The sequence below is a fragment of the Methylicorpusculum oleiharenae genome, from assembly GCF_009828925.2.
Taxonomy (GTDB): domain Bacteria; phylum Pseudomonadota; class Gammaproteobacteria; order Methylococcales; family Methylomonadaceae; genus Methylicorpusculum; species Methylicorpusculum oleiharenae.
In genome coordinates this window covers 786,622-803,354 of record NZ_WUTY02000001.1, presented here as the reverse complement: position 1 = coordinate 803,354, position 16,733 = coordinate 786,622, and the positions used below count along the sequence as shown (strand labels likewise).

20 protein-coding genes and 1 pseudogene are annotated in these 16,733 nt (G+C 47.7%); 14 read left to right on the top strand and 7 right to left on the bottom strand.

Going from position 1 to position 16,733, the window contains the following annotated elements; genetic code table 11:
• Positions 1–57: 57 nt before the first annotated feature.
• From GO003_RS03820 to GO003_RS03780, 9 genes are all read left to right on the top strand, one after another.
• On the top strand, positions 58–576 hold the full coding sequence (locus GO003_RS03820; protein WP_159659233.1) for an REP-associated tyrosine transposase: 519 nt from the start codon (positions 58–60) through the stop codon (positions 574–576).
• Positions 577–703: 127 nt separating this feature from the next.
• Complete coding sequence (locus GO003_RS03815; RefSeq protein ID WP_231088808.1) at positions 704–2,050, top strand: restriction endonuclease subunit S; 1,347 nt, start codon at positions 704–706, stop codon at positions 2,048–2,050.
• On the top strand, positions 2,047–2,226 hold the full coding sequence (locus GO003_RS03810) for a hypothetical protein (RefSeq protein WP_159659235.1): 180 nt from the start codon (positions 2,047–2,049) through the stop codon (positions 2,224–2,226). The genes GO003_RS03815 and GO003_RS03810 overlap by 4 nt, the downstream gene beginning before the upstream one ends.
• A gap of 43 nt (positions 2,227–2,269) precedes the next feature.
• Positions 2,270–2,515, top strand: a complete 246-nt coding sequence (locus tag GO003_RS03805) for a hypothetical protein (RefSeq protein WP_159659236.1) — start codon at positions 2,270–2,272, stop codon at positions 2,513–2,515.
• A 21-nt stretch (positions 2,516–2,536) separates the two neighbouring features.
• Positions 2,537–2,812, top strand: coding sequence for a UPF0175 family protein (locus GO003_RS03800; protein WP_206444813.1), 276 nt, complete (start codon positions 2,537–2,539; stop codon positions 2,810–2,812).
• Positions 2,809–3,282, top strand: coding sequence for a DUF3368 domain-containing protein (locus tag GO003_RS03795; RefSeq protein ID WP_159659237.1), 474 nt, complete (start codon positions 2,809–2,811; stop codon positions 3,280–3,282). The genes GO003_RS03800 and GO003_RS03795 overlap by 4 nt, the downstream gene beginning before the upstream one ends.
• On the top strand, positions 3,279–6,392 hold the full coding sequence (locus GO003_RS03790) for a type I restriction endonuclease subunit R (RefSeq protein ID WP_159659238.1): 3,114 nt from the start codon (positions 3,279–3,281) through the stop codon (positions 6,390–6,392). The genes GO003_RS03795 and GO003_RS03790 overlap by 4 nt, the downstream gene beginning before the upstream one ends.
• A 2-nt stretch (positions 6,393–6,394) precedes the next feature.
• Positions 6,395–7,111 (top strand): M48 family metallopeptidase, encoded by a 717-nt coding sequence (locus GO003_RS03785; protein ID WP_159659239.1) that lies wholly within the window; start codon positions 6,395–6,397, stop codon positions 7,109–7,111.
• A 74-nt stretch (positions 7,112–7,185) separates the two neighbouring features.
• Positions 7,186–8,004: an IS5 family transposase gene (locus GO003_RS03780; protein ID WP_231088807.1), complete on the top strand. Its 819-nt coding sequence runs from the start codon at positions 7,186–7,188 to the stop codon at positions 8,002–8,004.
• Here the strand turns inward: GO003_RS03780 and GO003_RS03775 are convergent.
• From GO003_RS03775 to GO003_RS26110, 3 genes and pseudogenes are all read right to left on the bottom strand, one after another.
• Complete coding sequence (locus tag GO003_RS03775) at positions 7,967–8,878, bottom strand: universal stress protein (protein WP_159658386.1); 912 nt, start codon at positions 8,876–8,878, stop codon at positions 7,967–7,969. The genes GO003_RS03780 and GO003_RS03775 overlap by 38 nt on opposite strands.
• Positions 8,878–9,060, bottom strand: a pseudogene (locus GO003_RS03770) (sodium-independent anion transporter); the annotation flags it as partial. The gene GO003_RS03775 and the pseudogene GO003_RS03770, both read right to left, overlap by 1 nt.
• Before the next feature lie 45 nt (positions 9,061–9,105).
• Complete coding sequence (locus GO003_RS26110; RefSeq protein ID WP_269144328.1) at positions 9,106–9,231, bottom strand: hypothetical protein; 126 nt, start codon at positions 9,229–9,231, stop codon at positions 9,106–9,108.
• Between the two features lie 306 nt (positions 9,232–9,537).
• Here GO003_RS26110 and GO003_RS03765 point away from each other — a divergent pair, with 306 nt between their 5' ends.
• On the top strand, positions 9,538–10,155 hold the full coding sequence (locus tag GO003_RS03765) for a class I SAM-dependent methyltransferase (RefSeq protein WP_159658385.1): 618 nt from the start codon (positions 9,538–9,540) through the stop codon (positions 10,153–10,155).
• 379 nt (positions 10,156–10,534) lie between these two features.
• Here GO003_RS03765 and hspQ read toward each other — a convergent pair whose 3' ends face one another.
• Positions 10,535–10,846 carry a heat shock protein HspQ gene (gene hspQ / locus GO003_RS03760; RefSeq protein WP_159658384.1) on the bottom strand — a complete coding sequence of 104 codons (312 nt, stop codon included), beginning with the start codon at positions 10,844–10,846 and terminating at the stop codon, positions 10,535–10,537.
• Positions 10,846–11,397: a gamma-glutamylcyclotransferase family protein gene (locus GO003_RS03755; protein WP_159658383.1), complete on the bottom strand. Its 552-nt coding sequence runs from the start codon at positions 11,395–11,397 to the stop codon at positions 10,846–10,848. The genes hspQ and GO003_RS03755 overlap by 1 nt, the downstream gene beginning before the upstream one ends.
• Positions 11,398–11,719: 322 nt before the next feature.
• On the opposite strand from GO003_RS03755, the gene GO003_RS03750 reads away from it, so the two are divergent.
• Together GO003_RS03750 and ribA are read left to right on the top strand one after the other, a co-directional pair.
• Positions 11,720–12,304 carry a hypothetical protein gene (locus tag GO003_RS03750; protein ID WP_159658382.1) on the top strand — a complete coding sequence of 195 codons (585 nt, stop codon included), beginning with the start codon at positions 11,720–11,722 and terminating at the stop codon, positions 12,302–12,304.
• A gap of 202 nt (positions 12,305–12,506) precedes the next feature.
• Positions 12,507–13,127 carry a GTP cyclohydrolase II gene (gene ribA / locus GO003_RS03745; protein ID WP_159658381.1) on the top strand — a complete coding sequence of 207 codons (621 nt, stop codon included), beginning with the start codon at positions 12,507–12,509 and terminating at the stop codon, positions 13,125–13,127.
• 83 nt (positions 13,128–13,210) lie between these two features.
• Here the strand turns inward: ribA and GO003_RS03740 are convergent, their stop codons facing one another.
• Positions 13,211–14,383, bottom strand: coding sequence for a M20 aminoacylase family protein (locus GO003_RS03740; RefSeq protein ID WP_159658380.1), 1,173 nt, complete (start codon positions 14,381–14,383; stop codon positions 13,211–13,213).
• A 202-nt stretch (positions 14,384–14,585) separates the two neighbouring features.
• Here GO003_RS03740 and lexA point away from each other — a divergent pair, with 202 nt between their 5' ends.
• Positions 14,586–15,230: a transcriptional repressor LexA gene (lexA, locus tag GO003_RS03735; RefSeq protein WP_159658379.1), complete on the top strand. Its 645-nt coding sequence runs from the start codon at positions 14,586–14,588 to the stop codon at positions 15,228–15,230.
• Between the two features lie 47 nt (positions 15,231–15,277).
• Positions 15,278–15,427, top strand: coding sequence for a hypothetical protein (locus tag GO003_RS03730; protein ID WP_159658378.1), 150 nt, complete (start codon positions 15,278–15,280; stop codon positions 15,425–15,427).
• Between the two features lie 46 nt (positions 15,428–15,473).
• Here GO003_RS03730 and GO003_RS03725 read toward each other — a convergent pair whose 3' ends face one another.
• Complete coding sequence (locus tag GO003_RS03725; RefSeq protein WP_164505736.1) at positions 15,474–16,733, bottom strand: HD-GYP domain-containing protein; 1,260 nt, start codon at positions 16,731–16,733, stop codon at positions 15,474–15,476.

Sequence of the window (16,733 nt, the reverse complement as noted above, 5' to 3'; positions counted from 1 at the left end):
GCATCAAAACCCATCAAGTAGAGTGGATAAGCGCAGCGCATCCACCGGAGGCAAAACATGAGCAACTATCGCCGTGTTTTTGTACCGGGCGCTTGCTATTTCTTCACCGTTGTCACTTGGCGGCGGACGCCGATTTTTATCGACGAACAACGCGTCGAAATATTCCGCCAAGCCATTCGCAAAATCATGCAAACCCGACCATTTCATATCGATGCCATGGTGATTTTACCCGAGCATCTGCATTGCATCTGGTCCATGCCCGATGGTGATTGCGATTTTTCCTCGCGCTGGCGGGAAATCAAAAAAGCCACCTCGCGCCAAATCGACGCCGCCACCAATACCCGTAACGAGCGTTTTGTTTGGCAACGCCGTTTTTGGGAGCACGCCATACGGGATGAAGACGATTGGCGGCGGCATATGGATTATATCCATTACAACCCGGTGAAACACGGATTGGCGCAACGACCCGGCGATTGGCCGTGGTCATCGTTCGCCAGCGCAGTTAAAAAAGGTTGGTACGACGCATCCTGGGGCGCGCAATCCCCAACCACCATAACGGACATGGATTGCGAATGATCAAACATAAACACAATGTAGGGTGGATAAGCGGCAGCGCATCCTCCAAACCAAGGTTTTTCCCGGCATCGGTGGATGCGCTAGCGCTTATCCACCCTACGCCTACACCTTCATGCGGGGCGGAGCAATGAGTGATCCGCGAAACAGCAGCAAAAGCGGCGCCACGGTTGCCAACCCAGAGTTAGTTAGGGATGTGCAGGAAACGAATGCGCGATATTTGTCGGCTGCCGAGCGGGAAATACCGAAGGGATATAAGCAGACTGAGGTGGGGGTGATTCCGGAGGATTGGGAAATTTTTCAACTCGCTGAATTAGGCAAATTCAAGAATGGCATCAACAAAAATTGTGAAGCGTTTGGGCATGGTTCACCTTTTGTAAACCTCATGGATGTTTTCGGAGTCTCCAAAATTTCATCAACTGATTCCCTTGGTTTAGTGGAAACAAACAACGCTGAGCAGCAAACCTACAATCTGATGAAAGGGGATGTCATTTTTATAAGATCATCAGTTAAACCATCTGGAGTTGGCTTGACTGCCGTAGTGGAACAGAATTTTCAAAAGACCGTATATTCTGGATTCTTGATTAGATTCAGAGACAATGGAGTCATCAACCAAAAATTCAAATATCACTGTTTTTATGAGGAAGGATTCAGAAATAGGCTTATAGGTGCAAGCACAGTAAGTGCCAATACAAACATAAATCAGGATAATCTAAAACGACTGTTTCTTGCCCTCCCTCCCACCAAAGCCGAACAAGAAGCCATCGCCGTGGCGTTGAGCGATGCGGATGCGCTGATTGAAGCCCTGGAACAACTCATAGCCAAAAAACGCCAGCTCAAACAAGGCGCCATGCAGGAATTACTCACCGGCAAGCGCCGTTTGCCGGGGTTCAGTGGGGAGTGGAAACTTAAACCATTGGGTGAATTTATCGAAAAGATCGTGGGGGGCGGTACTCCAAGCCGCTCAAATCCAGATTATTGGGGTGACGAAATTCCTTGGGTGACCGTAAAAGATTTCGCAACTTTTAATCCTCGTTATTCTCAGGAATCGATTTCCAAAGCAGGCTTGCAGAATAGCGCATCACACCTAATCCCCAGAGAAACGCTCATTACATCAACCAGAATGGGGCTTGGAAAGGCTGTTATTTATGATATAGATGTGGCAATTAACCAAGACCTAAAAGCATTATTCCCAAAGAACTTATTATTAACACATTATCTTTATTTTTGGTTTCAGTACTATGGCCGATTAATAGAGGAACTTGGTAGCGGCAGTACTGTAAAAGGTATTTCACTATCCGAACTTAAAAAAATTGCTTTCCTCCTTCCATCTTTACCAGAACAAACCGCCATCGCCCAAATTCTCACCGACATGGACGCCGAAATCACCGGGCTGGAATCCAAACTCACCAAAGCCCGCGCCGTCAAGCAAGGCATGATGCAGCAATTACTCACCGGCAAAATACGGCTAACATGACAATGAAAACGCTGGCAAGGCAACCGCAACATCGCGCCATTGGTAGGGTGGATAAGCAACGCGCATCCACCGAGAGGCAAGGAACATTATGGCGGATGCGCTGCGCTTATTCTCCCTACGACCTATTCGGCAAAATCGGGCGGGTTGTCAATCCCAAGCCGATCATCGACAATTGATATGAAAGAGACGGCCCCATCGAATGCTAACTGGAGATAAACCATGTCCACTGTCAAGCTACCCTTCACGGAAAAAACACTGTGTTACCTGGAAGAGCACATTCCGGAATTGGCCGACGCTGCCTTCAAGCAGGCTTATTGGCAGGCTCTGGCGGTAGGCAGTAGCGTGTTAGAAGTTGAAAACGGCGCGATAGTCGAAGTCTTTCCGGACGGTACCAGCCAATTCGTCAAGCAGATCGATCCTGCAACACCGGTAACGCCAGGGCAAAAGCGGTTTGCCGCACTTTAATTCAAGATAGGGGAAAATCCGATGATTGAAAAAACCATGAATATTTCATTTTCCGTCAAAGAAGATGTTTTGCTGACGTTGAAAGAAAATGTCGAAGAATTTACCCAGAACATGCGTTTTTTATCGGCCTTGATGTGGTACCGAAAAAACAAGTTATCGTTGGGCAAAGCAGCGGAATTGGCCGGGTACAGCAAATTGGATTTTATTGAACGGATGAAGCTGGAAAACGAAGCCATTTTTGATTTCAGCCCAGACCAGATGGCTGAGATTTTTGCGGATGCCCATAAATTGCCATGAAAATCGTCTCCAACACCACGCCGATTATTTCTTTAGCGGCTATCGGACGACTTGATATTCTGGAAAAACTATTCGGCAAGGTGATTATTGCCGAAGCGGTTTACAACGAAATCAAAGCCAAACCCGGTTATGGCTTTGAGCAGATTGATTGTGACTTTATTGGAGTGCAGCCGATTAAAGGCTTGTTGTATAAAGATCTTTTATTGAGTCAGCTTGATTCCGGTGAAGCGGAAACGATTATTTTGGCAAAAGAAATTAACGCCGATTTTGTGATCATCGACGAAAACATCGGTTATCAGTTTGCAAATCAAGTGGGTTTAACCGCTATTAGAACGCTCTCGCTTTTACTTAAAGCCAAGGAAAAGGGCCATATTGCTCAACTAAAGCCTTTGTTGGACGAGATGATTGCAAAAGGCCGTTGGTATTCGAATGCTGTTTATCGCAGTTTTTTAGAGCAGGCGGGTGAATGAGCTCTAACATCGGCCAAGCCGAAAAGGCTACTCAAAATCGTGTACTTGCTTTGTTTCGGGATAATCTGGATTATCGCTATCTGGGCGATTGGACTGATCGCGTGGGTAACAGCAATATTGAAGAAAGTCTGCTGTCGGCATATCTGACGCGTTGTGGTTATAGCGCTGCGCAAATCAGTGTAGCCAGTCATAAGCTGCGCAGCGAGGCGGACAATCATAGCCGCACGTTGTACGGTAACAATCAGGCGGTTTACAACCTGCTGCGTTATGGCGTGCCGGTCAAGATAGACGCGGACCGGGTGACCGAAACGGTACACCTGATCGATTGGCAGGTGCCGGAAAACAACGATTTTGCGATTGCCGAGGAAGTGACGTTGAAAGGTGCGCTGGAGCGGCGTCCGGATTTGGTGCTGTATGTCAACGGCATCGCGGTTGGCGTGCTGGAGTTGAAAAACAGCCGGGTGAGCATCGGCGACGGTATTCGGCAAAACTTGTCTAACCAACAGCCGGAATTCAACGCCTGGTTTTTCAGTACCGTGCAGTTCATTTTTGCCGGTAACGATTCCGAAGGCCTGCAATACGGCGCGATTGGCACCGAGGAAAAGTATTTTCTGAAGTGGAAGGAAGATGAGCAGGATAACGCCGGCTACAAGCTGGACAAATACCTGGAAAAGCTGTGCAACAAGCAACGACTCATCGAATTGATGCATGACTTTGTGTTGTTCGACGGCGGCAAGAAAAAGCTGCCGCGCGTGCATCAGTATTTCGGCATCAAGGCCGCGCAACGCCATGTGCATGAGCGTAAGGGCGGCATTATCTGGCATACCCAGGGCAGCGGTAAAAGCATCGTGATGGTGTTGCTGGCAAAATGGATTTTGGAAAATCATCCCAATGCCCGTGTCGCTATCGTGACCGACCGGGATGAACTGGATAAACAAATCGAGCGGGTGTTTACTGAGGCGGGTGTGACCATCAAGCGCACCAGTAGCGGCCGCGATTTGATGACGCAACTGGGTCAGGCAACGCCGCGTTTGCTGTGTTCGTTGGTGCATAAATTCGGCAAGAAAGGCGTCGATGATTTCGATCAGTTTGTCAAAGACCTGGAAGCACAACCCAGTGCCACGGTGGGTGAGCTGTTTGTGTTTGTCGATGAATGTCATCGTACCCAAAGCGGCAAGCTGCATCGCGTGATGAAAGCGATGATGCCGAATGCGGTATTCATCGGCTTTACCGGCACGCCGTTATTGAAGAAAGATAAAGCCACCAGCCTGGAAGTGTTCGGCGGCTATATTCATACCTATAAGTTTGGTGAGGCGGTCGACGACGGCGTGGTGCTGGATTTGTTGTATGAGGCGCGGGATATTGATCAGACCCTGGGTTCGGTAGAAAAAATCGATGCCTGGTTTGAGGCCAAAACCAAGGGCCTGAACGACTGGCAAAAAGACGAGCTGAAAAAACAATGGGGCACCATGCAGCATGTGCTCAGCTCCCGATCGCGGATGGACCGCGTGGTCAGCGATATCATTTTTGATTTTGGGGTTAAGCCACGGTTATCTAATGAACGCGGCAATGCGATTCTCGTGGCGTCCAGCATTTACGAAGCCTGCAAATACTTCACCTTGTTCCAGAAAACCCCGTTCAAGGGCCGCTGTGCGGTGGTCACCTCTTATAATCCGCTAGCCAAAGACGTCACCATGGAAGAAACCGGCGCCAATACCGAAACCGATAAGCAGTTCATCTACAACACCTATAACGAATTGCTGAAAGAGGTGGAGGCCAAGCCGGGCAAGACTAAAACCGAAACCTACGAAGATAGTGCGAAAGCCTTGTTTGCCAGGGAACCGGCCAATATGAAGTTGCTGGTGGTGGTCGACAAGCTGCTGACCGGCTTCGACGCGCCGCCTTGCACTTATCTGTACATCGACAAATCCATGCAGGATCACAGTTTGTTCCAAGCGATTTGCCGCACCAATCGGCTGGATGGCGACGATAAGGATTTTGGTTACATCGTCGATTACAAAAACCTGTTTGAGAAAGTCGATAGCGCGATTTCTGTCTACACCTCTGAACTGGACCATAGCGACGCTGGCAGTGATCCAGAGGTGATGCTGCAGGATCGATTGCAGAAAGGTAAAGAACGTCTGGATCAGGCGCTGGAAGCCATGGCTTTATTGTGCGAGCCGGTGGAACCGCCGAAAGGCGAGTTGGGGCATATTCATTATTTCTGCGGCAACACTGAAATTGCTACGGACCTGGACGCACACCAACCGCAACGGGTGGCATTTTATAAAGCCACGGCAACCTTGGTTCGGTCTTATGCCAATATCGCCGATGAAATGGACACGGCCGGCTACAGTAGAGACGACACCCAGCACATCAAGCAACGCATCGATCATTATCTGGCAATTCGCGAGATTATCCGTAAGGCCAGCGGCGAAACGCTGGACCTGAAAGCCTATGAAGCCGACATGCGGCATTTGATCGACACCTATATTCAGGCCGGCGAGCCACGCAAGATTTCGCCGTTTGATGATATTCCGTTATTGGAGTTGATCGTCAAAACCGGCATTGCCGAGGCCATCAATCAGCAGTTGGGCGGCTTGAAGGGTAATAAAGACGGCATCGCCGAAACCATCGAAAACAATGTTCGCCGCAAGATTATCAAGGAGCATCTGACCGATCCGGAGTTTTACGAAAAGATGTCCGCGCTGCTGGATGAGATCATCGCGACGCGTAAAGCCAAGGCCATCGAGTACGAAGATTTTTTGAAGCGGATTGCCGAGTTGGCAAAGCAGGTGCAGGCCGGCAAAGGCGACGATACCCCGGAACGGCTGGATACGCCAGGTAAACGTGCGCTGTATAACAGTCTGAAAGGCGTGAAACCGGATTGTACTGCAGAGCCAGCGGGAGAATACGCCGTATCCGGCGATCCGCTACTGGACTTGGCGCTGACAATCGATACCACGGTCAAACAAGTCAGGCCCGACGGTTGGCGAGGTGTGCTGGCCCGGGAGCAAGTCATTAAAGCCGCGCTGTATGGCGTACTACAGAATGGCGACGCAGTGGAGCGCATCTTTAAGATCATCTTCGAGCATAAAGGCGAGTATTGAGGGTGGCCGAAGTTCAGCTGGGAGACATTACGGTCGATGTGGTGTTCAAAGACATTAAAAACGTCCACCTGAGTGTTTGCCCGCCGGACGGCAAGGTGAAGATTGCCGCACCGGTACGGATGAATCTCGACACCGTCCGGGTGTATGCCATTTCAAAACTGGCTTGGATCAAGCAGCAGCAAAGAAAGCTAAGGGAGCAAGCACGCGAAACACCCCGCGAGTATCTGAACCTGGAAAGCCATTATGTCTGGGGACAGCGCTATTTGCTGAGCATCGCATATAGCGAAAATGCGGTTGGGGTATTTCTAAAACACCGCAAAATCGTACTCAGATTACCACCGGACAGTGACCAAGAGAAAAAGCAGATTATGCTTGAAGCGTGGTATCGAGAGATTCTGAAAAAAGCGGCCCAACCCTTGATCGCCAAATGGGAATCGGTGCTCGGTGTAACAGTCAGTAAGGTATTTGTGCAGCGGATGAAAACCAAGTGGGGCAGTTGCAATCCCGAGGCTCAAAGCATCCGGCTCAATAGCGAACTGGCCAAAAAGGCACCTGCCTGCCTTGAATACATCGTGCTACATGAAATGATGCACCTGTTGGAACGCCATCACAATGATCGGTTTATGGCGCTTATGGATAGTCATATGCCGAATTGGCGCTCACAACGAGATGAGTTGAATCGGGCGCCGCTGGGGTATGAGAGCTGGGGTGCTTTATAACATTTCACTTATCTGAGTACGTGTTTTAAAAGTCGCCAATGCTGCCTAAATCTGCAAAAATCTAATTTTTTGCCGTGGCTAAGAAGAGACAGATTAAACGCTACCCAACCGATTTAAACGATAGAAAATGGAAGTTGATCCAAGATTTATTTTCGGCCGCCTTGCCAGGTGGGCGGCCTAGACAAGTGAATTTACGCAAAATTGTTAATGCTATTTTGTATATGGCTCGTAGCGGTTGCGCCTGGCGACTCCTGCCTCTCAATGACTTTCCGCCCTATCAAACGGTATACGGATATTACCGGCGCTGGATTAAAGACGGAACATGGGAACGTATTCACGACACGCTGAGGGCTCAGGTCAGGCGAAAAGCCGGGCGTCATAAACATCCTACGGCGGGCAGTATTGATAGCCAAAGCGTTAAAACCACTGCCTTGGCCGGTATCAAAGGGTACGATGCGGCCAAATGCATCCAAGGTCGTAAACGCCATATTCTGGTGGATACCTTGGGTCTGTTGCTGGTGGTCGTCGTGACCACTGCGAATGTGCCGGAACGAGAAGGGGCGAAATTAATCCTGGCGTCACTGACGGGCAGCTGTAAAAAACTGCGGCGCATTTGGGTCGACGGTGGCTACCGTGGCCAAGAATTTAGCGCGTGGATAGCGGAGCGTTTTCGTATTGCCTGGGCCGTTGTTCTTCGATCCGATAAGGCAAAAGGCTTTGAATTGTTGCCACGTCGCTGGGTCGTGGAGCGAACCTTTGCATGGCTTTATCGCTACCGCCGGTTGAGTAAGGATTATGAAGTCAGTATTGAATCCAGTCGAGCATTTGTCCATATTGCCATGATCAATTTGATGCTCAATAGACTAACCAAAGGCTCTCCTGCCAACTTTTGAGACACGTACTGAGCAACAGCAAAGGCTTGCGGGTGCTTAACAGCATTTTGGCGGTGAAGCTGCCCAGCAGCATATCGTGCAGACGGGTATGGCTGTAAGCGCCCATAATGGTTATGTCAATGGCTTGTCCGTCTTGATAATCACACAACGCTTGATCGATTTGGCCGGTGAGCTTTTGTGTGATCAAGTCAATGCCTCTTGCTTGTATGATTTTATTGGCTGCTGCGTCAAGCAGCTTTTGCGAGGTGGCTTCGTCTTTGCTGACACAGACCAGATGACACGTCAGGCCTTTATATAAAGGGCTGGATGCAACCATGTCGACAGCTCTTTCGGCTGCGTTGCTGCCATCGTAGGCCAGCATGATGCGCTGTGGCGTTTTAAATGCTTCGTTGACGACTAAAATCGGTTTATGCAGGGAGCGGATAATGGACTCCAGTTTTGCTCCGATTTGCCCGGGTTGATTATCATGCCCTTTGCCTCTCAAACCGATGACCAGCACCCGGATACTGTCTTCCAGTTCTATCAATGATTCAACCAGGTTGCCGTGCCGCTGACTAATAATCGGATCGGCTATGCCGTTTTGCATGACTCTTTTTTTAGCCGTCTGAAGCAACGTCTTGCCTTGTTGTAAGCGTAATTTACTGTGTTGCTGCTCTATGCGGATAATGTCTTCCAGCAGGTGATCTCGGCTATCCACGCCGATATTGCCGGATAGATCGGTGATCGCGGCGGTTTCCGGGTGATGGTCAATCGTATGCAGGAGTTTGAGGGGCGCATTGACTCGCTGCGAAATCCAGGCTGCATAATCGCATACGGCTCCACTAAGGCCTGAGCCGTCAACACAAGCAATCACATTGTTGGTTTCGGTGTTCATTAATGACCTCCCATGACTTTTTGGATCTCTTCCGGTTTATCTTGAAGTCCGAAGCGATCAATGATTGTGGTACTGGCTTCGTTGAAACCGATTATGTCGACGTCGGCGCCTCCCCGTCTGAATTTTATGACGGCTTTATCCAAAGCGGTCACCGAGGTGATATCCCAGAAATGCGCCTGGTTTTAGTCATAACAACACCGAATAATGCGTAAAGCCCTAATTTAGGTCTACTCCGGCAACGAGGGAGAGAGGGCGATGGCTTCCGGGATCAGCGCCAACGCAACGACTAAACCGGCCAGGACATCGCCCCGGATATTCCCCAGCCAGTCCTGTTTTTTTGATAAAAAGAGCATCACTATTCTTTAAAAGGTATCAACAAATTTGAGCGCATGGCAGACAGTTTTGGTTGTTTGCAAGGGCGTGGTTTGGTGAGAGTGCTGGTAAAAATCGCGTAATTATAACGTATCCAATGGCTTAATAATAATTCAGTAAGACGCACAGATGATGATTTTTCATGGGATGGCGGATGCCAATTAAGACAGCTTCCGGTTTGTTTGCCCCGGCATTTTGTGTTGATAGTTGGGTTTAAGCGTTGTTTGTCGTTAAAATGCGGCTTGATTTTTGACGCATTATTTAACCTGGACTCTTTAGGCCTGATTATGAAACCGGACCGCATTACGATCAAAAAACGATATGACCGTTTAGCGCCTTACTTTGACGGCCTGGAGGCCATGATGGAAGGTCTTATGTTTAAAAAATGGCGTAAGCGCTTGTGGGTCAAAGTTGAAGGTGATCATATTCTGGAAGTCGGTGTGGGAACCGGTAAAAACTTTACTTTTTATCCGCACACTGCGCGTATGACGGCGATCGATTTCAGTGAAAAAATGCTGGCTATCGCCGAACAGAAAAAAGCACGTAAATTTATTGATGTCGATTTACAGGTGATGGATGTCGAAGGGTTGTGGTTTGCCGATAACAGTTTCGATACCGTTGTGGCGTCTTTCGTGTTTTGTTCGGTGCCGTCGCCCAGAAAAGGCTTGCGTGAACTTTACCGGGTCTGTAAACCCGGGGGGCAAATTTTGTTGCTGGAACATGTTGTCAGCTCTAAACCCTGGCTGGCGCGCTTGATGAAGTTGGTTAACCCTTTAGTTCTTCGGTTGTTTGGCGCCAATATCAATCGTGATACGGTTAAGAGCGTGCAGGCTTGCGGTTTTAATTCGGTGTTTGTAGATCCGCGCAGTAGCGATATTATCAAGCTGATTCAGGCTCGCAAATGAAGTTTTTTAACAGTTCGCGTTAGTTCTACTTTGTAAGATTTCAGGTTTCACATGACCGAAGGTCGTCATTCCGGCATGGATTGCCGTAATCCAGGCTCCATGGATGGTTCGAAGCTCGCCATCCATGGCACTGGATACCCGCTTCCCGGCGGGTATGACGGTCTTTCTTCTAATCCGAAAAAGTAGAATTAGGCGTTTATGTTCAGGCAGATGCGTCATCCCGGCAGATACAAGGGATTGCCGGGATCTATAACACAAGGATGTGCAACAGCTTTTGCCATCCATGGCTTCTGAATTCGCCTACGCAGTCTAACAGCTACGGCAACTTTTTACGCAAACATTGCCTTTTTAAATGGCACCTATTAGCACTCTCAGAGACTTAATTTTTCGAGAGATTAAGCTGATAGATGCCGTTTTTGATTCCGGCAAAGTAGTTTTCCAGAAACGGATTATTAATCGGATTGCAATTGGCACTGACGGTGAGGTTGCTCTCTGCCACATAAGTCTGATGTTTGGCGTTATCAACCAGGACGTGGTACCAGGGCTGGTATTTGGACGGCCGGCTTTTAGCCACTTTGTCGTACCATTCTTCACCACCTAAAAATTCAAAATCAACATCAAAAATCACGCCGCGGTAATTAAACAATTTGTGATGAACGATTTGGCCGATAAAAAATTTGGCTTGTTTCATTAGAAAGCTCCCTGCCAGATGGCGTCGATATCCCTGTCATTGTCGATACCCCAAAAACCGGTTGATGCTTTGAATGCGTTAACAAAGGCTTCGCCGAATTCAGTGCAACCTTGCAGGCAAATAGACAGATAATGTGCTTGTTCTTTTGACGCAGAGAGGTAGCGGTAGGGCGGGTAATTTTTGGCATTGAAATAATAAGCGTTGATGTGTAGTGATTCATCAAAAAAGTGCCGGGCATCCACCGGGCAAAAATCATAACCTTTTTCCCGCTCCAACAGGGCGTCTAATTCGCTTTCATCCAAATCAAAACAAATACCGTTTAAAACCGCATCGGGCTCCGAAGCCTCGGCATTTAACACACACACCGGCAACTGTTGCACGGGATCATAGCGGTAAGTGGATGCCAGATTGAATTGGCGTTTCAACCCTTTGACGCTAACCGGCGCTCTGTTGCGCGCAGTTGGAACTGTCCGCGCTAAAGAGCCTGGATGAATTAAACTGCCGTAAGCAAAAACTGTGTAAATACCGGTCATAACGAAGGTGATAATCATGTCGGCTTGAGGGCATTAAAGGATACCACAAACAGGATTGATCTTAACCCGAACTCAGCAGAAAAGTAGGTTTTAAAAATTTCAGGCCATGAGACATCCACTCACAGCAAATCCGGCTTCGATAGTAAAGAACCGGGCTGAGAAAACACTTTAGTTCTGCTATATTTTGCTATGTAAAGTACAGGGGTGCGTTAGTTCGTCAGGCAAGTGTTGGCGGCATTGGAATAACCGCCATCAAGCTTACACGGGTGTATTTAGGCATCCTGTCTGGCGAGTAACCGTAGCCAAAACCGGGTGGGTACTTCTTTGCAGTATGGCGGATATGTTCAAAAAAGAAATGCAAGGCAGTATTCCTGAGCCAGAACATCGTGACATGGAATCCATGGGTATCCAGACACTGCGGCTACGAATAGGAATCGGCTTTAGCAAAACCCTTTACGGAGGTGTTTCCTCAAATTCTCGGGGCAGTTTGGATCGGGCGATTGGGGTGGCTTTATCACACGGTATGTCATCATTAATTTCCAGTAACCTGAATAAAAAATCCCTACCGTTAAGATCCATTTCAGGGACGGCGATTCAACAATCGATTAAAGCCAAACTACTCAAACGAAATAACGGCAAGGCATTTTGCCTCATACAAATTCTTGATATCAGCTCGATTGCCAATCGTGACAAACAGATGCTGGAACAAGTGTTTGAGACAAAAGGTATATCGCAAAAATTGGCTGAAGAAAAAGAACGGGTTAAGGTCGCGCTGGATTCTATTGCTGATGCGGTCATTGTGACCAATGAAAAAGGCAGGATAGTCTTTATGAATCCGGTCGCCGAGTTCTTATCCGTAGTCAGTGAGGAAGTCCACGTTCCATGCCCGCTGGATAATATTCTTGACATTCCTCCTGCCTATTAACCGGATCCGATCAAGTATTTGCTTCGTCGAGCAAGTCATGATTTCCGCCTCACAAAACCGCTTGCAAGCCGATTTTGGGGTACAGACTTTATCGCGCTCTAAACTGACAGAGTAAAACCGAACAGGTCTTGGGAAACTTTTTAACGTTTGCCTGGCCGAATTGGTTAAAATATCAATTGTTTTTGTTATTTATAATCCTGAAGTGAAACCAACCCTAGAAAATTTAGTTCAGACGCGTATTCCTACCCGTTACGGCGACTTTGTTTTACATTACTACAGTAACAGCATCGATAACAAAGAGCATGTCGCTTTTGTTAAAGGGCAGGTAGCGGACCAATCAGACGTGCTGGTCAGAATGCATTCGGAATGTTTTACCGGCGATGTGCTGGGGTCCCGCCGCTGTGATTGCGGTGAGCAACTGGACATGGCGCTCAAACTTATCAGCGAAGCCGGAAAAGGCGTCTTGATTTACTTGCGCCAGGAAGGACGCGGTATTGGCCTGCTGAAAAAGTTGCAGGCTTATAATCTGCAGGATCAGGGGATGGATACGGTGGACGCTAATATTCATCTGGGTCACTTGGCCGATGAACGGGATTATTCAATTGCAGCCTTGATTATTCAGGATTTGAAAATTGCATCGATCAAGCTGATTACCAACAACCCCAGGAAAATAAAAGATCTGCAAAAACTGGGTATTCAGGTTGCCGGTCGAATCGCCATCGAGCCGCTGTTTAATCAGGATAATCTGGATTATCTTAAAACCAAGGCGGCAAAAATGGATCATCTACTGTCACTGCCGGATGACGACAAAAAGCAGCGCTGAGTCTGCTTTCAGCAAACAAAAAATGATACTGATGTGTCATGCCGCCTGGTTTACATCGATCGGCATTGAATAATTTCAATGCATCAAACTAAAACCGTTTCTACCAATTTGACCCAATAAGCCACACCTACCGGCAACAAGGCATCGTTGAAATCGTAATGCGGATTATGCAGCAAACAGCCGTGTGCTGAAGGACCATTACCTATCCAGATGTAACAGCCCGGACGCTCCTTCAGCATGAATGCAAAATCCTCAGAGCCCATGCTGGGTGTCGGTTCTCTATGTATCTGTGTCGCATCAACCACGGCTGATGCCGCTTTTAGCGCGAGCTCGGTAGCATCGGGAGCATTCACCGTAACCGGGTAACCTGGATTTTCAGGGTTAAAAATAATCTCGCCTTTAACGCCCGCGCTTAAACTGATCGAGTCAACTAAATGACGTATTTTTTTGGCAATCAGTTCCTGAACCTCCTCCTTGAAACAACGGAAAGTGCCCCTGAGTACAACTTCCCCTGGTAACGCATTCCAGGTATTGCCGCCATGTATTTGGGTGATGCTGACCACTGCTGAATCGGCCGGATCAATGTTTCGGCTCACTATGGTCTGCAACGCGCCAATCAATTGCGCCGAGGCGATTATTGCATCGGTGCCGGAGTGCGGCAGGGCGGCGTGGGTTGCATGGCCGATGAGTTTTATTTCAAAACAATCGAATGCCGCCATCAAAGGCCCGGACTTGATCGCAAAGTGACCTTCAGGAATATCGTGAAAATTGTGCATGCCAAACACATAATCAACCGGAAACAACGTGAACAGGCCATCGTCAATCATTTGCTTGGCTCCGGCTCGCCCTTCCTCAGCAGGTTGAAAGATAAATACCACGGTACCCTTAAAATCCCGGTGTTGAGCCAGATAGGCAGCCGCTCCAAGAAGCATGCTCGTATGCCCGTCATGACCGCAGGCGTGCATTTTTCCGTCATATTTTGATTTATGAGTAAACGCGTTTTGTTCCTGAATAAACAAGGCGTCCATATCGGCGCGCAATGCGATGGAGCTTCCTCCATCTCCTGCTGTTAAGCGCGCAACCACGCCGGTTTTTCCGAGTCCTTCGTGGACCTCCAGGCCGAAGGAGCGCAATTTTTCAACAATAAAGGCAGCCGTTTCTTGTTCCTCGTAGGCCGTCTCCGGAAACTGATGAAGATGATGCCGCCAGCGTTTCATTTCCTCATGCATGTCGTAAATTGCATCGGCGATAGTCATTGTGTTTCTCCAAAAGGCTTGTACTGCCAGGCAAGCATGATTGATTTACTGGAAGTGTGATGATGTATGAAAAATTAGATCAATAAAAACAATATATTACTTCGCCCTGATAACAAAAGAGTAAAAAACCTTAAAATAAAACTTGTTCTCTTTTTGTTCTTTAATTATGATTAACAAAAACCAATAGAGAACAAAAAAACTAATGAATGATTACTCTTTTCTTACCCGCAAACAACAGGACGTGCTGGATTTTTTGCTGGAAAGTCAATCGCATTTTGTCCAGCCTCCAACGCTGGATGAATTATGCCTTGCCATGGGGCTTAAATCACGCGGTTCATTGCATAAGCATATACACGGCCTTATTCAGGCCGGACTTGTTGAAGCACCAAACCGCAAACAGCGGGGTGTCCGCCTCACTCAACTAGCTTTAAAAACGCAATCGGCCGGTTTGATTGATGATTTGGGTGTACCGTTTGTTGGTGCTATAGCCGCAGGGCTTCCGATAGAAGCGGTGGAAAATGTCGAATATATGCAGGTTCCGGCCCAATTAAAAACTGAAAACCGCTGTTATATCCTGCAAGTCAAGGGTGATTCGATGATTGACGATGGCATATTGGATGGTGACTGGGTGGTCATTGAACAGCGCAATAATGCCAATAACGGAGATATTGTGGTTGCGTTGATCGACAAAACGGAAGCGACGCTGAAACACATTCTGCAAACGCCCCGTGAAACTATTTTGATTCCTGCCAATCAAAACGTTCAACCTATGCATTTTCAGCCTCATCAGGTGGAAGTCCAGGGTGTTTTGGTGGGTCAGATGCGAAGTTATACAAAAAAGTTGTAATGCTTGAATTCCGAAGTTTTGTTTCTGATAACTAAGAGGAAATGACAATGATGCCACGTACACATATGCAAGATCAGGTACATGACCGTATTAAAGATATCATGGGTGAGAAACGTCTGACTGTTAAGGAAGTTGCGCAACATTTAACCAACCTGGCGGTAATCGTTGTGTTCTTGTTGATAGGACTGAACTGGTGAAGACTGGTCTGAACGACCTGCCGGCAAAAAGTTAGCTTGCGGGTCGTCAAACAATGGTGAGCAGTCCTCTCAGGTAATACCGCGTAATATCGATATTGTAAGTTTCGGGCCGGACAATTTTTCTTATCGTATAGTTGTGACCGGTGGCGTCCAGATCCAGTTTTGTCAGATCAATCACGCGTTCCCTTACCGGTTTTTTATTTTCATTTAAAAGCAGGATGATTTTTGGACGGATCTTGGCTTTGGGGTTGACTTCAACCACAATGCCAACCTCTCCTGTGCTCATCTCCACAATGCTTCCCGCAGGAAAAATTCCAAGACATTCTATAAATTTCATCGTTAACGCGGAATCAAGGTGAGTGCCGCTAACTTTTGTCATCTCGCTGATCGCCTCCAGATGGGTCCGGCCAATTTGATAGATACGATCACTGCTGATGGCATCGTACACATCGACAATCGCAATGATTCGGGTGAAAGGCGATATCTTATTATCAGTCAATTTCCTCGGGTAGCCGTTACCATCCAGGCGTTCATGATGTGAGTATGCGACATCGATAGCCCCGCCATACATAGCGGGAGATGACATAAGCAATTTCCATCCCATAGTCGTATGGCTTTGCATTATGGTCATTTCTTCAGGGGTCAGCTTTCCTGGTTTATTAAGGATTTCCAGCGGGACGCGCAACTTTCCCATATCATGCATCATCGCGCAAAGTCCGAGGTTATGTAAGTCGCTGATCGGAAGATGGATATGTCGGCCCAGTGCAATGGCAAAGATGCAGACATTTATGGAATGTTGAGCCGTGTATTCATGGCGATTTTTTAATTGTGTCATCCAGATCAACGCATCAGGTGAATTGATTACGCTTTCCACACATTCGGCGACGGCTTGCTTTGCCAATTCGGTATTGATCGTTCCACCCAGTTGAACCTGCTGCATGAAACTTTTGATCAGGCTGCTCGTTTTACGGTGGACATACTCGGCATTCTTGATTTCCTGAGCAAAAGTCGAGTGTATTTCAGGAGGAGGCAGTTTTTCCAGATAGCCTTTGGAGTAAGCTGTATCTTTGGAATAAGCGGGAGGGATTCTTGCCTGCTTGGTAATATCGATGAACACAGAGTCACACTGGCTTTGAACGGCCTCTATGTCATCTTCGTTCTTTAATTCAAAACCCTGAAATACAAAACTGGTCTCAAGCCAGGGTCTGTCAAGCTTTGAAACATACATACCGACTTTTAGGTCTTTTACATTAATCTCCATCAAGTCGATTGATGTCGCTAATAAATCAAGATCTGATTCATCCAT